The sequence below is a fragment of the Halomonas rhizosphaerae genome, from assembly GCF_030010555.1.
GTDB classification, from domain to species: Bacteria; Pseudomonadota; Gammaproteobacteria; order Pseudomonadales; family Halomonadaceae; genus Halomonas; species Halomonas rhizosphaerae.
Genome location: NZ_JASCQP010000045.1, coordinates 49,375 through 67,280, shown reverse-complemented (window position 1 = coordinate 67,280; position 17,906 = coordinate 49,375). Strand labels below are relative to the sequence as shown.

At 68.3% G+C, this 17,906-nt stretch carries 17 protein-coding genes; 9 read left to right on the top strand and 8 right to left on the bottom strand.

Going from position 1 to position 17,906, the window contains the following annotated elements; all coding sequences use genetic code 11:
- Positions 1-12 precede the first annotated feature (12 nt).
- From QLQ83_RS18755 to QLQ83_RS18745, 3 genes are all read left to right on the top strand, one after another.
- Positions 13-1,458 carry an NAD-dependent succinate-semialdehyde dehydrogenase gene (locus QLQ83_RS18755; RefSeq protein WP_282737009.1) on the top strand — a complete coding sequence of 482 codons (1,446 nt, stop codon included), beginning with the start codon at positions 13-15 and terminating at the stop codon, positions 1,456-1,458.
- A 34-nt stretch (positions 1,459-1,492) separates the two neighbouring features.
- A complete protein-coding gene (gene gabT / locus QLQ83_RS18750; protein ID WP_282737008.1) occupies positions 1,493-2,791 on the top strand; it encodes a 4-aminobutyrate--2-oxoglutarate transaminase in 1,299 nt (432 codons plus the stop codon).
- Positions 2,792-2,956: 165 nt separating this feature from the next.
- Positions 2,957-3,571 carry a hypothetical protein gene (locus tag QLQ83_RS18745; RefSeq protein WP_282737007.1) on the top strand — a complete coding sequence of 205 codons (615 nt, stop codon included), beginning with the start codon at positions 2,957-2,959 and terminating at the stop codon, positions 3,569-3,571.
- A gap of 71 nt (positions 3,572-3,642) precedes the next feature.
- On the opposite strand, the gene QLQ83_RS18740 is transcribed toward QLQ83_RS18745, so the two are convergent.
- Entirely contained in the window at positions 3,643-3,885 is a 243-nt protein-coding gene (locus QLQ83_RS18740; protein ID WP_282737006.1) for a GlsB/YeaQ/YmgE family stress response membrane protein, read from the bottom strand.
- Between the two features lie 67 nt (positions 3,886-3,952).
- Entirely contained in the window at positions 3,953-4,501 is a 549-nt protein-coding gene (locus QLQ83_RS18735) for a DUF924 family protein (RefSeq protein WP_282737005.1), read from the bottom strand.
- A gap of 85 nt (positions 4,502-4,586) precedes the next feature.
- On the opposite strand from QLQ83_RS18735, the gene QLQ83_RS18730 reads away from it, so the two are divergent.
- From QLQ83_RS18730 to QLQ83_RS18710, 5 genes are all read left to right on the top strand, one after another.
- Complete coding sequence (locus tag QLQ83_RS18730; RefSeq protein ID WP_282737004.1) at positions 4,587-4,805, top strand: hypothetical protein; 219 nt, start codon at positions 4,587-4,589, stop codon at positions 4,803-4,805.
- 165 nt (positions 4,806-4,970) lie between these two features.
- A complete protein-coding gene (locus QLQ83_RS18725; protein ID WP_282737003.1) occupies positions 4,971-6,566 on the top strand; it encodes a solute:sodium symporter family transporter in 1,596 nt (531 codons plus the stop codon).
- Between the two features lie 125 nt (positions 6,567-6,691).
- Positions 6,692-8,086 (top strand): YcjX family GTP-binding protein, encoded by a 1,395-nt coding sequence (locus QLQ83_RS18720; RefSeq protein WP_282737002.1) that lies wholly within the window; start codon positions 6,692-6,694, stop codon positions 8,084-8,086.
- The gene (locus QLQ83_RS18715) at positions 8,083-9,153 is read left to right on the top strand and encodes a TIGR01620 family protein (RefSeq protein ID WP_282737001.1); all 1,071 of its coding nucleotides are present in this window, start codon (positions 8,083-8,085) and stop codon (positions 9,151-9,153) included. The genes QLQ83_RS18720 and QLQ83_RS18715 overlap by 4 nt, the downstream gene beginning before the upstream one ends.
- Before the next feature lie 79 nt (positions 9,154-9,232).
- Positions 9,233-9,673, top strand: a complete 441-nt coding sequence (locus tag QLQ83_RS18710; protein ID WP_282737000.1) for a universal stress protein — start codon at positions 9,233-9,235, stop codon at positions 9,671-9,673.
- 51 nt (positions 9,674-9,724) lie between these two features.
- Here QLQ83_RS18710 and QLQ83_RS18705 read toward each other — a convergent pair whose 3' ends face one another.
- Positions 9,725-10,525, bottom strand: coding sequence for a Cof-type HAD-IIB family hydrolase (locus tag QLQ83_RS18705; protein ID WP_282736999.1), 801 nt, complete (start codon positions 10,523-10,525; stop codon positions 9,725-9,727).
- Positions 10,526-10,760: 235 nt separating this feature from the next.
- Between QLQ83_RS18705 and QLQ83_RS18700 the strand changes: the two genes are divergently transcribed.
- A complete protein-coding gene (locus tag QLQ83_RS18700; protein WP_282736998.1) occupies positions 10,761-12,701 on the top strand; it encodes an exoribonuclease II in 1,941 nt (646 codons plus the stop codon).
- 98 nt (positions 12,702-12,799) lie between these two features.
- On the opposite strand, the gene QLQ83_RS18695 is transcribed toward QLQ83_RS18700, so the two are convergent.
- The 5 genes from QLQ83_RS18695 to sucC form a co-directional block, all read right to left on the bottom strand.
- The gene (locus QLQ83_RS18695) at positions 12,800-13,669 is read right to left on the bottom strand and encodes an urea carboxylase-associated family protein (protein ID WP_282736997.1); all 870 of its coding nucleotides are present in this window, start codon (positions 13,667-13,669) and stop codon (positions 12,800-12,802) included.
- Between the two features lie 82 nt (positions 13,670-13,751).
- Complete coding sequence (locus tag QLQ83_RS18690) at positions 13,752-15,092, bottom strand: extracellular catalytic domain type 1 short-chain-length polyhydroxyalkanoate depolymerase (RefSeq protein ID WP_282736996.1); 1,341 nt, start codon at positions 15,090-15,092, stop codon at positions 13,752-13,754.
- A 24-nt stretch (positions 15,093-15,116) separates the two neighbouring features.
- Complete coding sequence (locus tag QLQ83_RS18685; protein ID WP_282736995.1) at positions 15,117-15,533, bottom strand: CopG family transcriptional regulator; 417 nt, start codon at positions 15,531-15,533, stop codon at positions 15,117-15,119.
- Positions 15,534-15,805: 272 nt separating this feature from the next.
- Positions 15,806-16,678, bottom strand: a complete 873-nt coding sequence (gene sucD, locus QLQ83_RS18680; protein ID WP_282736994.1) for a succinate--CoA ligase subunit alpha — start codon at positions 16,676-16,678, stop codon at positions 15,806-15,808.
- Entirely contained in the window at positions 16,678-17,844 is a 1,167-nt protein-coding gene (gene sucC / locus QLQ83_RS18675; RefSeq protein WP_282736993.1) for an ADP-forming succinate--CoA ligase subunit beta, read from the bottom strand. The genes sucD and sucC overlap by 1 nt, the downstream gene beginning before the upstream one ends.
- Between the last annotated feature and the right edge of the window lie 62 nt (positions 17,845-17,906).

Sequence of the window (17,906 nt, the reverse complement as noted above, 5' to 3'; positions counted from 1 at the left end):
CGAGGAGTCCCCATGTCCGCGGAACCCCAGCTGCTGATCGACAAGGCCTATGTGGCCGGCCAGTGGCGCGAAGGCGCACGCCGCTTCGCCGTGACCAACCCCGCCACCGGCGAGACCCTGGCCGAGGTCCCGGACCTCGACGCCGAGGTGGCCCGCGAGGCCGTGACCGCCGCGGCAGACGCCTGGCCGGCCTGGAAGCGGCGCACCGCCAAGGAGCGCGCCACCCTATTGCGCGCCTGGTTCGACGCCATCATGGCCAACCAGGAAGCCCTGGCGCGGCTGATGACCCTGGAACAGGGCAAGCCGCTGGCCGAGGCCCGCGGCGAGGTGGCCTATGGTGCCTCCTTCGTGGAGTACTACGCCGAGGAGGCCAAGCGCGTCGCCGGCGAAACCCTGCCGAGCCACGGCGTGGACAAGCGCATCCTGGTGTTCCGTGAACCGATCGGCGTGGTGGCGGCGATCACCCCCTGGAACTTCCCGCTGGCGATGATCACCCGCAAGTGCGCCCCGGCCCTGGCCGCCGGCTGCCCGGTGGTGATCAAGCCCGCCGAGGCCACCCCGCTCACCGCCCTGGCCCTGGTGAAGCTCGCCGAGGAGGTCGGCTTCCCGGCCGGGGTGATCAACGTCGTCACCGCCTCACGGCCGGCCGAGATCGGCGAGGTGCTGACCACCGATCCGCGGGTGCGCAAGATCTCCTTCACCGGCTCCACCCCCGTGGGCAAGCGGCTGCTGGCCCAGTGCGCCGGCACCGTCAAGAAGGCCTCCATGGAGCTGGGGGGCAACGCCCCCTTCATCGTCTTCGACGACGCCGACCTGGATGCCGCCGTCGAGGGGGCGGTGGCCTCCAAGTACCGCAACTCCGGGCAGACCTGCGTCTGCACCAACCGCCTGCTGGTCCAGGCGGGGGTCTACGAGGCCTTCCTGGAGAAGCTGGCCGCCCGAGTGGCCCGGCTCGAGGTCGGCAACGGCCTCGACGAGGGCGTGGTGCAGGGCCCGCTGATCAACGCCGCCGCCGTGGAGAAGGTGCAGAGCCACGTGCGCGACGCCCTGGACAAGGGCGGGCGGCTGGTCTGCGGCGGCGAGCCCCACGCGCTGGGCGGTACCTTCTTCCAGCCCACGATCATCGCCGACGTGACCCCCGAGATGAAGGTGGCCACCGAGGAGACCTTCGGGCCCCTGGCGCCGGTGTTTCGCTTCGAGACCGAGGAAGAGGCCATCGCCATGGCCAATGCCACCGAGTTCGGCCTCGCCGCCTACTTCTATGCCCGCGACTATCGTCGTATCTGGCATGTCATGGAAGGGCTGGAATATGGCATGGTGGCAGTCAACGAAGGCATTCTCTCCACCGAGCTGGCGCCCTTCGGTGGGGTCAAGGAGTCAGGGCTGGGACGCGAAGGGTCGCGCCACGGCCTGGATGAGTACACTGAACTAAAATACGTCTGTGTCGGCGGCCTGTGATCGCCCGCAACGTCTTACCAAGGAGGCAGGATCCATGAACAACGCACAGCTCAACGAACTCAAGCAGCGCTACGTGGCCAACGGCGCCGCGAGCCCGGCCACCCAGTTTGCCGACCGCGCCGAGAACGCCCTGGTGTGGGACGCCGACGGCAATCGCATCATCGACTTCGCCGGCGGCATCGGCGTGCTCAACATCGGCCACCGCCATCCCAAGGTGGTCCAGGCGGTCAAGGACCAGCTCGACAAGGTAATGCACACCTGCCAGACCGTGATGCCCTACGAGGGCTACGTGAAGGTGGCCGAAAAGCTCAGCCAGGTCACCCCGGTCCGCGGCCACGCCAAGGTGATGCTGGCCAACTCCGGGGCCGAGGCGCTGGAGAACGCCGTCAAGGTCGCCCGTGCCGCCACCGGCAAGAACAACGTGATCTGCTTCGACGGCGGCTACCACGGTCGTACCTTCATGACCATGGCCATGAACGGCAAGGTCGCGCCCTACGCCACCGACTTCGGCTCCATGCCGGGCAACGTCTTCCGTGCCCCCTACCCCGTGCCCTACCACGGGGTCAGCGAGGACGAGGCCCTGCGCGGCCTGAAGATGGCGCTCAAGACCGATGCCAACCCGCGCGATACCGCGGCCATCGTGCTGGAGCCGGTGCTCGGCGAGGGCGGCTTCTATCCGGCGCCGGCGAGCTTCCTCAAGGCGGTCCGCGAGATCTGTGACGAGCACGGCATGCTGATGATCGTCGACGAGGTGCAGTCCGGCTTCGGGCGCACCGGCAAGATGTTCGCCATCGAGCACAGCGGCGTCGAGCCCGACATCATCACCATGGCCAAGAGCATGGCTGACGGCATGCCGATCTCCGCGGTGGTCGGCACCGACAAGCACATGGACGCCTCCGGCGCCAACTCCCTGGGCGGCACCTACACCGGCAGCCCGGTCTCCTGCGCCGCCACCCTGGCTGTGCTCGAGGTCTTCGAGCAGGAGAACATCCTCGAGAAGAGCCAGGCGCTCGGCGACAAGCTGGCCAAGCGCTTCACCCAGTGGCAGCAGGCGTTCGACTGCATCGACAACGGTCGCAACATGGGCGCCATGGCGGCCATCGACCTCGTCTCCGACAAGGCCAACCACACCCCGGACGCCGACCTGGCCGGCGCGCTGTGCAAGAAGGCCCGCGAGAAGGGGCTGATCCTGCTCTCCTGCGGCCTGTACGGCAACACCATCCGCTTCCTGATGCCGGTCACCATCGAGGATGAGATCCTCGAGGAAGGGCTCGCCATCGTCGAGGAGGCCCTGAAGGAGCTGGTCGGCAGCAAGAGCGCCGCCACCGCCTGACAGGGTTCGACCAGAAGACGGCACCCGCTACCGCCCGGCTGGAGACAGCCGGGCGGTTCGCGTTGGTGGCCCGGGCCGTTGACGCCATGGAGGCGATTCCCTGCTATGGTCGCAGCGTCTCTATCCCGGCCCCTCGCTCTCCCGCTCGCATATCGGTATGGCACCATGATCCTTCGCACGCTCTCCCTGTTGCGCTCACTGCAGGGCGCTCATCACACGGTCACCGATGCCCAGGCCCGCATCCAGCAGGCTTGTGACTACCGCTGGCTCCGGCGACAGCTGGGCCACGGGATGGTCGGCGCCCGGCAGACCTCCCTGGCCGACGGCACCCCCGCCGTGTCGGTGGTGCTGCCCTTCGTGGCCACCCCCGCGCGGCGTCGCGGGGGACGCTGGCCCGAGGACCCCGATGAACGGGAGCGCTGCTTCGTGGAGGGAGCCCACGCCTGTCGGGCCGCCGGAGCCCCGGGCTATCGCAAGCTGGAGAGCCTCTCCCAGGGGCTGGTGCAGGGCGGCATGGCGGTGCTCAAGGACGCAGCGCGCTTCCAGTACCTGATCGACCATCAGGCCCTGCGGCTCGCCTGGCGGCGCCCGGGTGCCCTGCCGCCCGACCTCGCCCGGCAGCTCGGCCGGCACCTGCCCGACGGCGATGCCGAGCGCCATGGCCTCTTCCTGCTGACCCTCAAGGTGCCCGCCTCGCCCCCCGAGGGCACGCCGAACGGCGTCTGGCTGGACCGCTGCCTGGATCGCTATCGGCGCATCCTGCCCACCCCCGCCGGCTGACGGCCCACGCGAAACCGCCCGATTGTCACCAACCGGGCGGCCATCTCGCGCGTCGGGTCAGGCCGGCTGTCTCAGGCCTTCTTGACCTTGGCGATTATCCAAAGCAGCACCACGGCCCCGACGATAGCGGTGACCAGCGAGCCGATGAAGCCACCGGCTTGCAGGCCCAGCAGGCTGAACAGGCCACCACCGATGACGGCCCCCACCACGCCGACCCCGATATTGCCGAGGATGCCGAAGCCGCCGCCTCGCATGATATGGCCGGCGATCCAGCCGGCCAGGCCACCGATGATCAACCAGGCAATGATTCCCATGGCATACGCTCCTTTTCCTTGATGAAGGGATTTCGATGGTGCCTTGCCCGGCGCCGAGAGAAAAGCCTCAGAACGCGGAACCGGGCTGGGCGAGAAAGGCCTGCTCCTCGCGGGTGGAGTCCCGCCCGAGTACGGCATTGCGATGGGGATAGCGGCCGAAGCGCGCGATCACCTCGCGGTGGCGGTGCTCGTGGCGCAGGTTCTCTTCCAGCCCCGGCTGGGCGAACAGGCGCATCGCCTCGTCATGGATCGCCAGCGACTCGCTGTGCATGTAGGGCATGAACAGGAAGGCCCGCCAGGGCACGTCCAGCAGCCGATCCGCCCGCTGGGCAACCGCCTCCTGGGCCAGCACCAGGGCCACCGGATCCCAGGCGAAGGCATGCGTCGATCCCCGATGGATATTGCGCGGAAACTGGTCGAGCACGATCACCTCGGCAAGGCGGCCGCGGGCGGATGTCCGCCACTGCCAGAACTCGCCCCGCCCCGCGGCCGAGAGCCAGTCACCGAAGCGCCGTGCGATCTCGGCATCCAGGGCCGGGTCCTTGCGGAACCACTGGGCGGGCGCGAGTTCCCTGAACCAGAAATCGATCACCGCCTCGGGGCGACGCTCTTCCATGCTGGCCTCCTCATCGCCCCGGGGTGGAGCTGATACCATCACAGGTTAGCCGTCCCACCCCCTGCCCACCACCGAAGGGAGCCCCATGACCAATTACGACCTGCTACAGATGCTGGGTTACGTCTTCAACATCCTGGGCCTGCTGGTCTGCATCGGCGGCCTGACCCTGGCCCGCCGCCCGGACCGCCGCCTGCTCGGTCGCAGCCTGGCGGTGCTGGGGTTCGTGATCGCCGCGGCCCCCGTGCTGGTGCAGCTCTTCGGCCTGGTCGAACCCGTGCCGGTGGGTGCCGTGCCGCCCCGCTAGGCGGAATGACATCACCCCTTCAATGTCGGACAATTAGACGAAAGGTGAATGGCGGTGCCGAGTCACGGGACTAGACTCGCCCATCAATCTAGTAAGTTTACCTACATTCTTGCCGCTGCCATCGGGGATGCGGCCGAATTCACGACTCACAAGGATGTTTCCGACATGCATGCCCTGACCCTGGCGTCCTTCCTGTTCTTCACGGGCCTGGTCGCCTTCATCACCTGGCGCATCACGCGCCGCGACGACCACACGACCTCGAGCGGCTTCTTCCTGGCCGGACGCAGCCTGACCTTTCCGCTGATCGCCGGCTCGTTGCTGATGACCAACCTCTCCACCGAGCAGATGGTGGGCCTCAATGGTGCGGCCTTCAGCGACGGTCTCTCCGTGATGGCCTGGGAGGTGGTGGCGGTCATCGCCCTGGTGGCGCTGGCGCTGTTCTTCCTGCCGCGCTTCCTGAGGAGCGGCATCGCCACCCTGCCCCAGCTGCTGGAGCTGCGCTTCGACAAGACCACCCAGCTGATCACCAACATCATCTTCCTGATCGCCTATGCGGTGATCCTGCTGCCGATCATCCTCTACTCCGGCGCCATGGGCCTGCAGGGCATGCTCGACCTGCAGGGGCTCACCGGCATCGAGTCGCCCACCGTGCTGCTGTGGCTGATGGTCTGGCTGGTGGGGCTGATCGGTTCCGTCTATGCCCTGTTCGGCGGCCTGCGCACCGTCGCCGTCTCCGACACCCTCAACGGCGTGGGCCTGCTGATCGGCGGCTTCGTGATCGTCTACTTCGGCCTGCAGGCGGTGAGCGGCGACGGCGGCGTCCTAGAGGGCTGGGCGATCCTCAAGGAGAGTGATCCCGAAAAGCTCAACTCCATCGGGAGCAGCGAGCAGCAGGTGCCCTTCGCGACCCTGTTCACCGGGGTCTTCCTGATCAACCTCTTCTACTGGACCACCAACCAGCAGATCATCCAGCGGACCTTCGCCGCCAAGACCCTCGCCGAGGGCCAGAAGGGCGTGCTGCTGACCGGCTTCTTCAAGCTGCTCGGCCCCCTCTACCTAGTGCTGCCCGGCATCATCGCCTACCACCTCTATGCCGACCAGGGCATCGTCGCCGACGAGGCCTACGGCCACCTGGTGTTCAACGTGCTGCCCGCGCCGCTCACCGGCTTCTTCGCCGCGGTGATGGTCGGCGCCATCCTGTCGTCGTTCAACTCGGCGCTCAACAGCACCACCACCCTGTTCAGCCTCGGCTTCTACAAGGTGGTCCTCAACAAGGACGCCAGCGAGGCGCAGGTGGTGCGCTCGAGCAAGGTCTTCGGCTGGATCATGGCCGTCGCCGCCATGACCATCGCCCCGCTGCTGGCCGGACAGGATAGCCTGTTCGGCTACCTGCAGAAGATGAACGCCATCTACTTCATCCCCATCCTGGCCGTGGTGCTGGTGGGCCTGCTGACCCGTCGCGTGCCGGCCCTGGCGGCCAAGGTGGCCCTAGTGGGCGGCTGTCTGCTGATCTTCGCCGGCTACTTCATCCCGCCCTTCGACAGGCTGCCGGTGGTGATGCACGAGTTCCACTTCGTGGCCAGCGTCTTCGTGCTGCTGGTGGCGGTGATGCTGCTGATCGGCCGGCTGATGCCACGCGAGACCCCCTGGGTCCACGAGGACAGCGGCGCCGTCGACCTGACCCCCTGGCGGGGCGCCATCCCCGCCGGCATCGTGCTGGTGGTCCTGGTGATCGCCATCTACGTGGCCTTCGCCGGCTGACGCGCCAGGGCTACCCGACGCTGCCCCGCCCCGTGCGGGGCAGCGTCGCTTCATGACCTCACGCCTTGTCAGGCGGACGCCCGACCCGCACATTAGGTCAGCATACGACCCTGCAAGGATGCCCCATGCGCACCCCGCTGACCCGTGAACTCCATGACCTGCTCGAGCGCGGCCGCGACCGCCAGCTGCGCCTGGCGGTGACCGGCCTGTCGCGCTCGGGCAAGACGGCCTTTCTCACCTCGCTGGTCAACCAGCTGCGCCATGCCGGCCTCGAGGCGCGACTCGACCTGCTCCCGGTCGCCCGCGAGGGGCGCCTGCTCGGCGCCCGGCGAGTGCAGCAGCAGGACCTCGGCGTGCCGCGCTTCCCCTATGACCAGGCGATGCTGGCCCTGGACGACCAGCCACCGCGCTGGCCCGAGCCGACCCGCGGCATCAGCGAGCTACGCCTGGCGATCCGCTACCGGCCGGCCCGGCGCGGCCTGCTGGGCGGCGAGACACGCCAGCTGACCCTGGATCTGTTCGACTACCCCGGCGAGTGGCTGCTCGACCTGCCGCTGCTGGCGCACGATTACCCGAGCTGGAGCCAGGCCCAGCGACAGGACGTCGGCAGCGAGCGCGCCGCCCTGTTCGCCGACTGGCATCGGGCCGTGGCCGGCCTTAACCCCGACGAGGAGGTCGACGAGGCGCGCCTGGCCGAGATCGCCGAGCTGTATGCGCAGGGACTGCGGGCCGCGCGGGAGGCCGGCTTCGCCGACCTGCAGCCGGGACGCTTCCTGCTGCCCGGGGAGCTCGAGGGGGCGCCGGTGCTGCAGTTCTTCCCCCTGCCGGGCATCGCCGAGGCCGACCCCGCCGAACTCGCCGCCCTGCCGGCCGAGAGCCTCTACGCCACCCTCGCCCGGCGCTTTCGCCACTACCAGCAGCACATCGTCAAGCCCTTCTATCGCGAGCACTTCCGTCGCTTCGACCGCCAGATCGTGCTGGTTGACGTGCTCGGTGCCCTCAACGCCGGGCCGGAGCGCTTCGAGGACCTCTCCCGCGCCCTGTCCAACCTGATGCAGAGCTTCGACTACGGCCGGCGCAGCCTGCTGACGCGGCTGTTCGCCCCGCGCATCGACCGCCTGGCCATTGCCGCCACCAAGGCCGACCATGTCACCCCCGAGCAGCACGGCCGGCTGGTCGCCCTGCTCGAGGCCCTGCTCGCCGACCCGCTGAAGGACCTGCGTTTCGCCGACGTGCCGGTCCGGGCCCTGTCCCTGGCGGCGATCCGCGCCACCCAGAGCCGCGAGGTGAACCAGCAGGGGCGACGCACCCCGGCCCTGCGCGGCACCACCCTGGCCGGCGAGTCGCTGCTGCTGTTTCCCGGCGAGGTCCCCGACCGGCTGCCGGGGGCGGACTTCTGGGCTCGCCAGGGCTTCGACTTCACGGCCTTCCGCCCCCTGCCCCGCGAGAAGGGGGCGCCGCTGCCGCACATCCGCATGGATGCCGCCCTGGACTGGCTGATCGGAGACAAGCTGTCATGACCCCTTCCCGCGAACAGGACCCACGCCCGGGCGAGCGCTTCACCTTCGATGACGCGCCGCCCCCGGAGGCCGACGCCCGAGATCCCCGGCCCGGGCGGCACTTCGAGGCCGGGCTGCCGAGCCAGCCCCTGGCCGACCCCCAGGCCGATGCGGCCCCCGGCGAACAGGCGCTGGGGGATGCCCTGATGCGCCCGCGCAGGCGGCGGTGGGGGCTGCTCGCGCTGCTCGGCGGCAGCCTGAGCCTGGGCGCGGTGGAGGCCGGCCGGACCCTGCAGGCCGCCAGCCTCGGCGGCGACTGGCTGGCCGGCGGCTGGAGCCTGCTGCTGCTGCTGGCCCTGGGGCTCGGCGGCTCGGCCCTGCTGCGCGAGCTGTGGCGCCTGCGCCGCCTGGCCCGCCACGCCCGGCTGCGCGAGCGCCTCGCCGCCCTGCCCGAGGCCACCCCGGCCCGGGCGCAGTCGCTGGGGGACCAGCTGCGCCGCGACCTCGGCCTGGACGACGACCACCCCCACTGGCAGGCCTTCCTGGCCGCCCGCGAGCCCCACCATGACGGGCGCGACACCCGGGCACTGCTCACCCATCACCTGCTCGCCCCCCGCGACCGGGAGGCCCGCCGACTGATCTCGCGGATGTCCGGCGAGACGGCGGTGATGGTGGCGGTGAGCCCCCTGACCCTGGTCGACATGGCGCTGGTCGCCTGGCGCCACCTGGCGATGATCGACCGCCTGTGCCGCCTCTACGGGCTGGAACTGGGCTATGCGGCACGCCTGCGGCTGCTGCGCAGCGTGCTCTACCAGATGGCCTTCGCCGGGGTCAGCGAGATCGCCAGCGAGGCGAGCATGCAGATGCTGTCCATGGACCTGGCCGGCAAGCTCTCGACGCGTGCCGCCCAGGGCCTCGGCGTCGGACTGCTGGGGGCACGGCTGGGGCTGCGCACCCAGCGCCTGGCCCGGCCGCTGGACTTCGCCGCGGAGGAGGCCCCCCGCATGGCCGACCTGCGCCGCGACCTCTGGCAGCAGCTGCGCCGCCTGGAGGCCGGCGAGGAAAAGGCGAAGGCGCGCCATCCTTGATGCGGATCATGACACCGCGCAAGCGGGGAGCTAGGCTCCTCGGTAGGTACCCCTACCATCACCCCTGAAGGATGCCACCATGTTCCACTCCATCCTGGTTCCCATCGACGGCTCCGAGCACGCCAAGAAGGCGCTGTCCGTGGCCTGCCAACTCGCCCGGCAGGAAGGCGCCGCCCTGCACCTGCTGCACATTCCCGAGGAACTCGCCCACGAGACCACACTGGTGTGGGGCATCGGCGCCATCGCCGTCGAGGCCTCGCGGCAGGAACGCGAGGCGGCCGGCAAGCAGGTCGTGGACCGGGCAGCCGAGGCGGCCCGTGAGCTCGGCGCCACCGACATCGAGACGGTCATCGGCCAGGGCGACCCGGCCCGCACCATCATCAGCGAGGCCCGCCGCCGGGGCGTGGATGCCATCGTCATGGGCAGCCGGGGCCTGAGCGACCTCAAGGGGCTGGTGGTCGGCAGTGTCTCCCACAAGGTCAGCCACGCCGCCGACTGCACCGTGATCACGGTCCACTGACCCCAGGCGACGAACAAGCCATCGACGGCGCCCGCGGGCGCCGTTATGCGTTCATGAGAGGTAGAAGCGCTCGCGCAGCCAAGTGGCCACGGCCTGGTCATCGTGATGGCCGATGCGCTCGGCCCCGGGAAGCCGGCTGGCCAGGTCGGGATGGGCATTGGCCATGAGGTGGGCCTCGCCGGCCAGGGTGAGCATCTCGGTATCGTTGAGGTTGTCGCCGAAGGCCAGGCACGCCTCGGGGCCGAGCCCCAGGCGCTCGAGCAGTGCGGCGAGGGCGGTACCCTTGTTCACCCCCTCGGCCATGATCTCCAGGGACGTGGCCATCGACCAGGTCAGGTGAAGCCGCGCGCCATGGCGAGCGCGGATCGTCGCTTCCAGCCGCCTGACCTCGTCCGGCTCGCCGATATAGAGCACCTTGCCGACCCCCTCGCCGTCGAGCTCACCGGGGTCGGCGACCCGGTAGCCGAAGCCGGTGTGGGCATGCAGCGCCAGCAGGCCAGGCGCCTCGGCATCGATCAGCCACTCGTGCTCGTGGTAGAGGTTGAGGCGCACCTCGGGAGGACGCGGCAGGGCGATCAGCGCCCGGGCCAGTGAGGCCTCCAGGTGGCGGGCGGTGACCAGGCGGCCTTCGGTGTCGTGGAGATAGGCGCCGTTGGTGCTGATCACGTGCACCGGCACACCCAGACGCTCGCGGAAGCGCTGCATGTCCCGGAAGTGTCGGCCCGAGGCAAATGCCAGATGGTGGCCCTGCCCCGCCAGTGCCCGCAGGGTGTCGACGGTCGTCGGGTGCAGGTCATGGTCGGCTCCGAGCAGGGTGCCGTCGAGGTCGGAGACGATCAGTCGTGGGGTCATGGGGCCTTCCGCATGTCGTGAAGCCTTCAAGGCTACCGAAGGCGCCCCGCCCTGTCTTCCTTGGCTCGCGCCGGCCGCTCCTGGCCCCGGGAAGCGTTCACCGGGCGCCACTCCCTCGCCTTTGGCCGGGGCGCCATCGCAAGTGACTGATTCCGTTTGGTGCCCCGGCACGCCGTTTGGCGCCACGGTCGCGAATCCGTATAGTGACCCCCCTACCCGCCAACCGATCGTGACCATGCTGCAGAACAACTCGGCGCTTGCCCAGCTCAAGCAACAGATCCGCTCCAACACCCCTCGCGTCGAGGGCGTGATCAAGGCCACCGACAGGGGCTTCGGTTTCCTCGAGACCGACGACGGCAACTCCTACTTCGTGCCGCCCCCCGCCATGAAGACAGTGCTGCATGGTGACCGCGTCGAGGCCATCCTCCACGAGGAGGGTGACAAGACCTCGGTCGAGCCCGACACCCTGATCGAGACCGGCATGCAACGCTTCATCGCCAGGGTGCAGAAGCGCGACGGTCGCCTGGCGGTGATTCCCGATCACCCCTCGATCAAGACCGCCCTCAAGGCCCGCATCAAGCGCAGCCTCGACGAGGCGAGCATCGCCGACGGCGACTGGGTGGTGGCCCGCCTGGTGCGCCACCCCCTCAAGCCCGACGATCGCGCCTTCTTCACCCAGATCGACGAGCTGGTGGCCAAGACCGACGACCCGGCCGTGCCGTGGCGCGTGACCCTGGCCCGCCATGCCCTCGAGCAGGAGTGCCCGGACGCCGGCCATGACTGGCCGCTGCGCGACGAAGGCCTCGCGCGCGAGGACCTGACCGCCGAGCCCTTCTTCACCATCGACGGCGAGAAGACCCGCGACATGGATGACGCTCTGCGCATCCGCTCCCGCGAGGAGGGCGGCTGGTCGCTGACGGTGGCCATCGCCGACCCCACCGCCTACGTGGAGGAGGGGCATGCCGCCGACCTGGAGGCCCGCACCCGCGCCTTCACCGTCTACCTGCCGGGCCAGAACGTCACCATGCTGCCCGAGCAGCTGGCCGACGACCTCTGCTCGCTGTGGGAGGACAAGGATCGCCCGGTGCTGGCCTGCACCCTGGAGGTCGGCGCCGACGGCAGCCTCGGCGACTATCGCTTCTTCGCCGCCACCGCGCGCTCCCATGCCAAGCTCGCCTACGACCGGGTCTCCGACTGGCTCGAGGGTCAGGGCGACTGGGCGCCGGTTGATGCGATCGGCGAACAGCTCAAGGCACTCGAAGCCATGACCGAGGCGCGCAGCGCCTGGCGGGCGGCCCACGCCCTGGTGTTCAAGGACCGGCCCGACTTCGTCTTCGACCTGGACGAGGCCGGCAACGTGCTGGACATCCGCACCGAGCATCGGCGCATCGCCAACCGCATGATCGAGGAGTCGATGATCGCCGCCAACGCCTGCTGCGCGCACCTGCTCGCCGAGCACGTCGGTCACGGCATCTTCAACGTCCACCGCGCGTTCGAACCGGAGAAGGCCGAGGCCGCCCAGGAGTTCCTGGCCAGCCAGGACATCCAGGTGGAGCGCGAGCAGCTCACCGAACTGCCCCGCTACACCGAGCTCAAGCGCGAGCTCGAGGGCCGCGACGACGCCTGGCTGGATGCCCGCCTGCGCCGCTTCCAGGGCTTCACCAGCATGTCCGCCCAGCCCGGCCCGCACTTCGGCCTGGGGCTAGCCGCCTATGCCACCTGGACCTCGCCGATCCGCAAGTACGGCGACATGGTCAACCACCGCCTGATCAAGCGGGTCCTCAAGGGCGAGCAGGCCCCGGCCGAGGCCAGCCAGCAGCTCACCGAGCAGCTCACCGAGCGCCGCCGGCTGAACCGCATGGCCGAGCGCGACGTCAAGGACTGGCTCTATGTGCGCTACCTGACCCCGGCCGCCGAGGCCCAGGAGAGCTTCGAGGCCGAGGTCATCGCCGTCAACCGCGGCGGCATGCGGGTGCGCCTGACCGCCAATGGCGCCACCGCCTTCATCCCGGCCCCGCTGATGCACAGCGACCGCACGAAGGTGGCAATCGACGACAAAGAGGGACGCGTCCAGGTCGAGGGCGAGGAGCGCTTCAAGCTCGGCGACGTCATCCGCGTGGTGCTGACCGAGGCCCGCGAGGAGACCCGCTCGCTGGTGGGTCGTCCGGCCGACTGAGCCTCTGCCGTCACGCCTTCGACACCTGCCTGGTGCCGAAGGCTCCACGCTCCAAGGGTAACCTCATGGCCTGAGCCATGTTGAACGCCTATGCCTCCTCAGCTGTTGTAACGACGCTGCTTCTCCGCCGTCCAGTCGATGGCCGGGGTGCGCATGCCGTGCCCGCCCCGGTAAGGCGCATACGCCGGCGGCTCCCAGCCCGCCAGCAGTGACGGCGCCAGCCGAAAGACCTCGACCCCGATGGGATGGCAGGTTGCCAGAGGATCTCGGGCGTCGGGGCCCCACAGGTCGGCCGACAGGTCCCCGCCCGGGCAGCACGACAGCGCGCACAGCAGGTCGACCTCGGCGAACAGCTCGATATAATCGCCATCGCGTGCCGGACAGGCCTTCATGAAGTACTGGTCATCGTCATTGAGTCCGGTGCACTGGAAGACATTCAGCACGTCATGCACGTCGAACTCGGTGAGCCCGAAGGGAGCCACCGCACGCACCAGATTGGAATGACAGTGATGGTCGAAGTCCTCGCCGGTCAGCAGCTTGTTGACGTAGGGGTCACAGCGCGTCCCCAGCAGGTCATGGACGCGTCCACCGTCGGCGTCCATGCCGTAGCCCGCCAGGGTATCGTCGATGATGGTCGCCATGGGCCGCAGATAGGGTAGCGACGACCACAGGCGATCGAACGTGGACACATGGGCCCGCTGCAGCTGGCGAGTGCGTGAGGCCCAGAAGCGCTCCCGCGGGTTATGGCGATGCCATAGGTTGAGATCTCCCACCTGCGGCCCCTCCAGCGTCGAGAGACGCAGCACATGACCGGCCGGCACCTCCCAGGCCAGTCCCTCGCGGATCGGCACGACCAGCTGCTGAATACGCGTCCGCGCCTCTGGCGCCGTCAGCCGGGCATAGAAGTCGCGGTCCACGTCGAGAATGGAACCTTGCGTGGCGCGATAGGCGGCGGGCACCTTTGCCATTACCCTGTCTCCTTGGCTAGTCGAGCGATACCCGACATGCTAGTGAATTGTGTCAAGGGGCTCACGACTGCCAGATGACGCCTCAGCTCATGCTGCGCTCGTCCCGCCGATGGCAGAAGAAGAAGCGCAGCATCTCCTTCGCGGCATCGGGCCCGCTGGGATCGGTATAACTTCCATGCGCGCTCCCCCCCGACCAGGCGTGACCCGCGCCGTGTACCTGCCACTGCTCCAGGCGTGGCTCACCCTTCGCATCGTGATGCGTCGTACGGGTATAGGCATGGCCTTCGGCCACCTGCCCCTGCTCCACCGTTACCCTGGCGTTGCCCTCACGGTGGCTTGCCGTCTTGTCCTCTCTGCGCGTGGCGGCGTACTGGGCGGCAACGCGATCCGCATTGCTGGGATGCACGGTCGTGTCCCGGTCGCCATGAAAGATGATGGCAGGCACCTCCGACGCCCACCCTGAGGCTCGCGCTGTGCCGCCACCCCCGAGGGGCCTCGTGCCCCCCTGCATCGCCCCCAGGGCATCGGGAAGACTCTGGGCAACGCCATGGGGCAGCCCGGAGTGCACGCCCACCGCCGCAAAGAGATCCGGATAAGTCATCGCAAGTGTCGTTGCCATGGCCGCACCCGCCGAGAGTCCCGCGACGTAGACCCGGCTCGCATCGAGCCCGTGCATGTCGATGACCTGACGGGTCATGCCGGCAAGGATGGCTGGCTCACCGCCCTCGCGCTGCTGGTCGTCGGCCTTGAACCAGTTCCAGCACTTCGAACTGTTGGCGGTCATCGGCTGGGCCGGATAGAGCACGCAACACGGCTGCTCTTCGGCCAGCCGATTCATGGAGGTCCCTGCAGCGAAGTCGTCCGGATCCTGCGTACAGCCATGCAGCATGACCACCAGCGGCAGTGCCTGCCCGTGATAGCCACTGGGGAGATACAGCTTGTACTCGCGCGTGCCGGCCTGATTGGCAAAGCTACCGGCGGTGAACGTGCCGGGCGCCGCTGGCGCGCTGGTGCGCCGAGCCTGCTCCGGCTGCTGCACCACGGTCTCACGCAAGTGGCGCCACTTGTCGCGCCAGGCAGAGGGCAGCCCGACATCTCCGCCCGGGAAAATCCCCCTGGTCGCCTGACGGGCATGGTCAAATGCCGTGGATTGCGCCGCTCCCGCTGACGGCTCCCCTCTTCGGTGCGACCCCGACTCAGCGGACGCTGACCTCGACGCCCGCGCCTCCCCGTCGATGACCTGGCAGGTCCCCTCGAAAATATTCCCCGAGCGGTTCGGTTCTTCCGGCGTTGCCTCGTCCCTCGCCCCTCCCCTCCCCCCGGGCACGGCGCCCTGCAGGATGGCCATGGCCTCGTGCAGCTTCCCGGCGCGGGTGAGCCGTGTTGCGTCTTCCATTCGTCGCGTCATGGTGGCGTCGATCATCGTCGCTCTCCCCAATTCAATGATTCAGTGGATCCGATCCGCCAGGGCGGCCTTGACCGCCGCGCTGGCATGCAGGGCGCCCAGCACGACCACCGACTCGATGGTGGCGCGGGCAAGCTCCGGTGGTACGTCGTCGGCGATGCTGGCCATGCCCAGGACCTGTATCTGCAACGTCTCTCCTGCCGACTGGAGGGCCTCCAGGTCCGTGCGACTGTAATGCTCGAGCCCCAGCACGAAGGCCTTGCGTGTCACGGTCTCCCTGACCACCTCGGCATGGGTCGCCAGCTGGTTGCGGATGGCCGTGCGGATCAGGTCGGTGCGATTGGAATAGAACCCTTCCTGGACCAGCAGATCGATCTGCCCCAGGTCGACGACCCCCAGGTTGATGGTGATCTTCTCGCTGGAATCGCCGGACTTGCGGCGAAGCTCATGGACGCTCATGTGGTGTACCTCGTTGGCCCAGGAGGGGAGACTCCCCTCCCGGTTGTCTATGACCATTTTTATATACTCTATACACCATCCATATGGATGGTATATTAAGCCAACCGAGACAGTAGTCAAGACGGGGGGAAGACAAAAACGGCCCACCTTGTGGTGGGCCGTCATGCGTGTGCCGGGTGTGGATCAGTTGGAAATCAAACGCCGATAACAACAAGGGCACCCAGCGGGTGCCCTTGGAGTACTTCTTTTTGCCCGAAGGCAGCGCAGCTGACTTACCAGCCGGTCGCTGCCTTCAGCGCATCGCCGATCTCGGCCAGCGAACGCACGGTCTTCACGCCTGCGGCTTCCAGGGCGGCGAACTTCTCGTCCGCGGTGCCCTTGCCACCGGCGATGATGGCGCCGGCATGGCCCATGCGCTTGCCGGGAGGCGCGGTGACGCCGGCGATGTAGGAGACCACCGGCTTGGAGACGTTGGCCTTGATGTAGGCCGCTGCCTCTTCCTCGGCGGTGCCGCCGATCTCGCCGATCATCACGATCGCCTCGGTCGCCGGATCCTTCTCGAACTGCTCGAGGATGTCGATGAAGTTGGAGCCCGGGATCGGGTCGCCGCCGATGCCCACGCAGGTGGACTGGCCGAAGCCGTGGTCGGTGGTCTGCTTGACCGCTTCATAGGTCAGGGTGCCGGAACGCGACACGATACCGACCTTGCCCGGCTTGTGGATGTGCCCCGGCATGATGCCGATCTTGCACTCGCCCGGGGTGATCACGCCGGGGCAGTTCGGGCCGATCAGGCGCACGCCCAGTTCGTCGCACTTCACCTTGACGTCGAGCATGTCCAGGGTCGGGATGCCCTCGGTGATGCAGACGATCAGCTTGATGCCGGCATTGGCCGCCTCGAGGATGGAGTCCTTGCAGAACGGGGCCGGCACGTAGATCACGCTGGCCTCGGCGCCGGTCTCGGCCACGGCTTCCTTGACGGTGTTGAACACCGGCAGGCCCAGGTGCTCCTGGCCGCCCTTGCCCGGGGTCACGCCGCCGACCATCTGGGTGCCGTAGGCGATCGCCTGCTCGGAGTGGAAGGTCCCCTGTCCGCCGGTGAAGCCCTGGCAGATGACCTTGGTGCTCTTGTCGATCAGGATGCTCATTACTTGCCCTCCGCTGCCTTGACGACCTGCTGAGCCGCATCGGTCAGGCTGGTAGCAGCGATGATGTTCAGACCGCTGGACGCCAGCTTCTCGGCACCCAGCTCGGCGTTGTTACCTTCCAGACGCACCACCACCGGCACGTTGACACCGACCTGCTCGACGGCGCCGATGATGCCCTCGGCGATCATGTCGCAGCGCACGATGCCGCCGAAGATGTTGACCAGCACGGCCTTCACGGAATCGTCGGAGAGGATGAGCTTGAAGGCCTCGGCCACACGCTCCTTGGTGGCACCGCCGCCCACGTCGAGGAAGTTGGCCGGCTGGCCGCCGTTGAGCTTGATGATGTCCATGGTGCCCATGGCCAGGCCGGCGCCGTTGACCATGCAGCCGATGTTGCCTTCCAGGGCCACGTAGTTCAGCTCCCAGGCGGCCGCCTCGGCCTCGCGCTCGTCTTCCTGGGACGGGTCACGCATCGCCTGCAGGTCCGGGTGGCGATACAGGGCGTTGCCGTCCAGGTTGATCTTGGCGTCGAGGCAGTGGAGGTTGCCCTCGTCGGTCACCACTAGCGGGTTGATCTCGAGCAGGGCCAGGTCCTTGTCGTGGAACAGCTTGGACAGGCCCAGGAAGATCTTGGTGAACTGCTTGACCTGGTTGCCGGAGAGGCCCAGGGCGAAGGCCAGCTCACGCGCCTGGTACGGCTGGGCGCCGACCAGCGGGTCGATCTCGGCCTTGAGGATCTTCTCGGGAGTCTCTTCCGCGACCTTCTCGATCTCCACGCCACCCTCGGTGGAGGCCATGAACACCACGCGACGGGTACCACGATCGACCACCGCGCCCAGGTAGAGCTCGTTGGCGATGTCGGTGCAGGTCTCGACCAGGATCTTGGTGACCGGCTGACCGTTCTCGTCGGTCTGGAAGGTCACCAGGTTCTTGCCCAGCCAGGATTCGGCGAAGGCCTGGGCCTCCTCCGGGCTCTTGATCAGCTTGACGCCACCGGCCTTGCCGCGGCCACCGGCGTGGACCTGAGCCTTGACCACCCACTTGTCGCCACCGATCTTCTTGCAGGCTTCCGCAGCCTCCTCGGGGGTGTCGACGGCGAAGCCCTTGGAGACCGGCAGGCCATAGTCGGCAAACAGCTGCTTGCTCTGATACTCGTGAAGGTTCATCGATTCATGCCATTGGTTGCATGTGACTCGAACGATGACGCGGCTCGCAGCCTCTGGGCAGC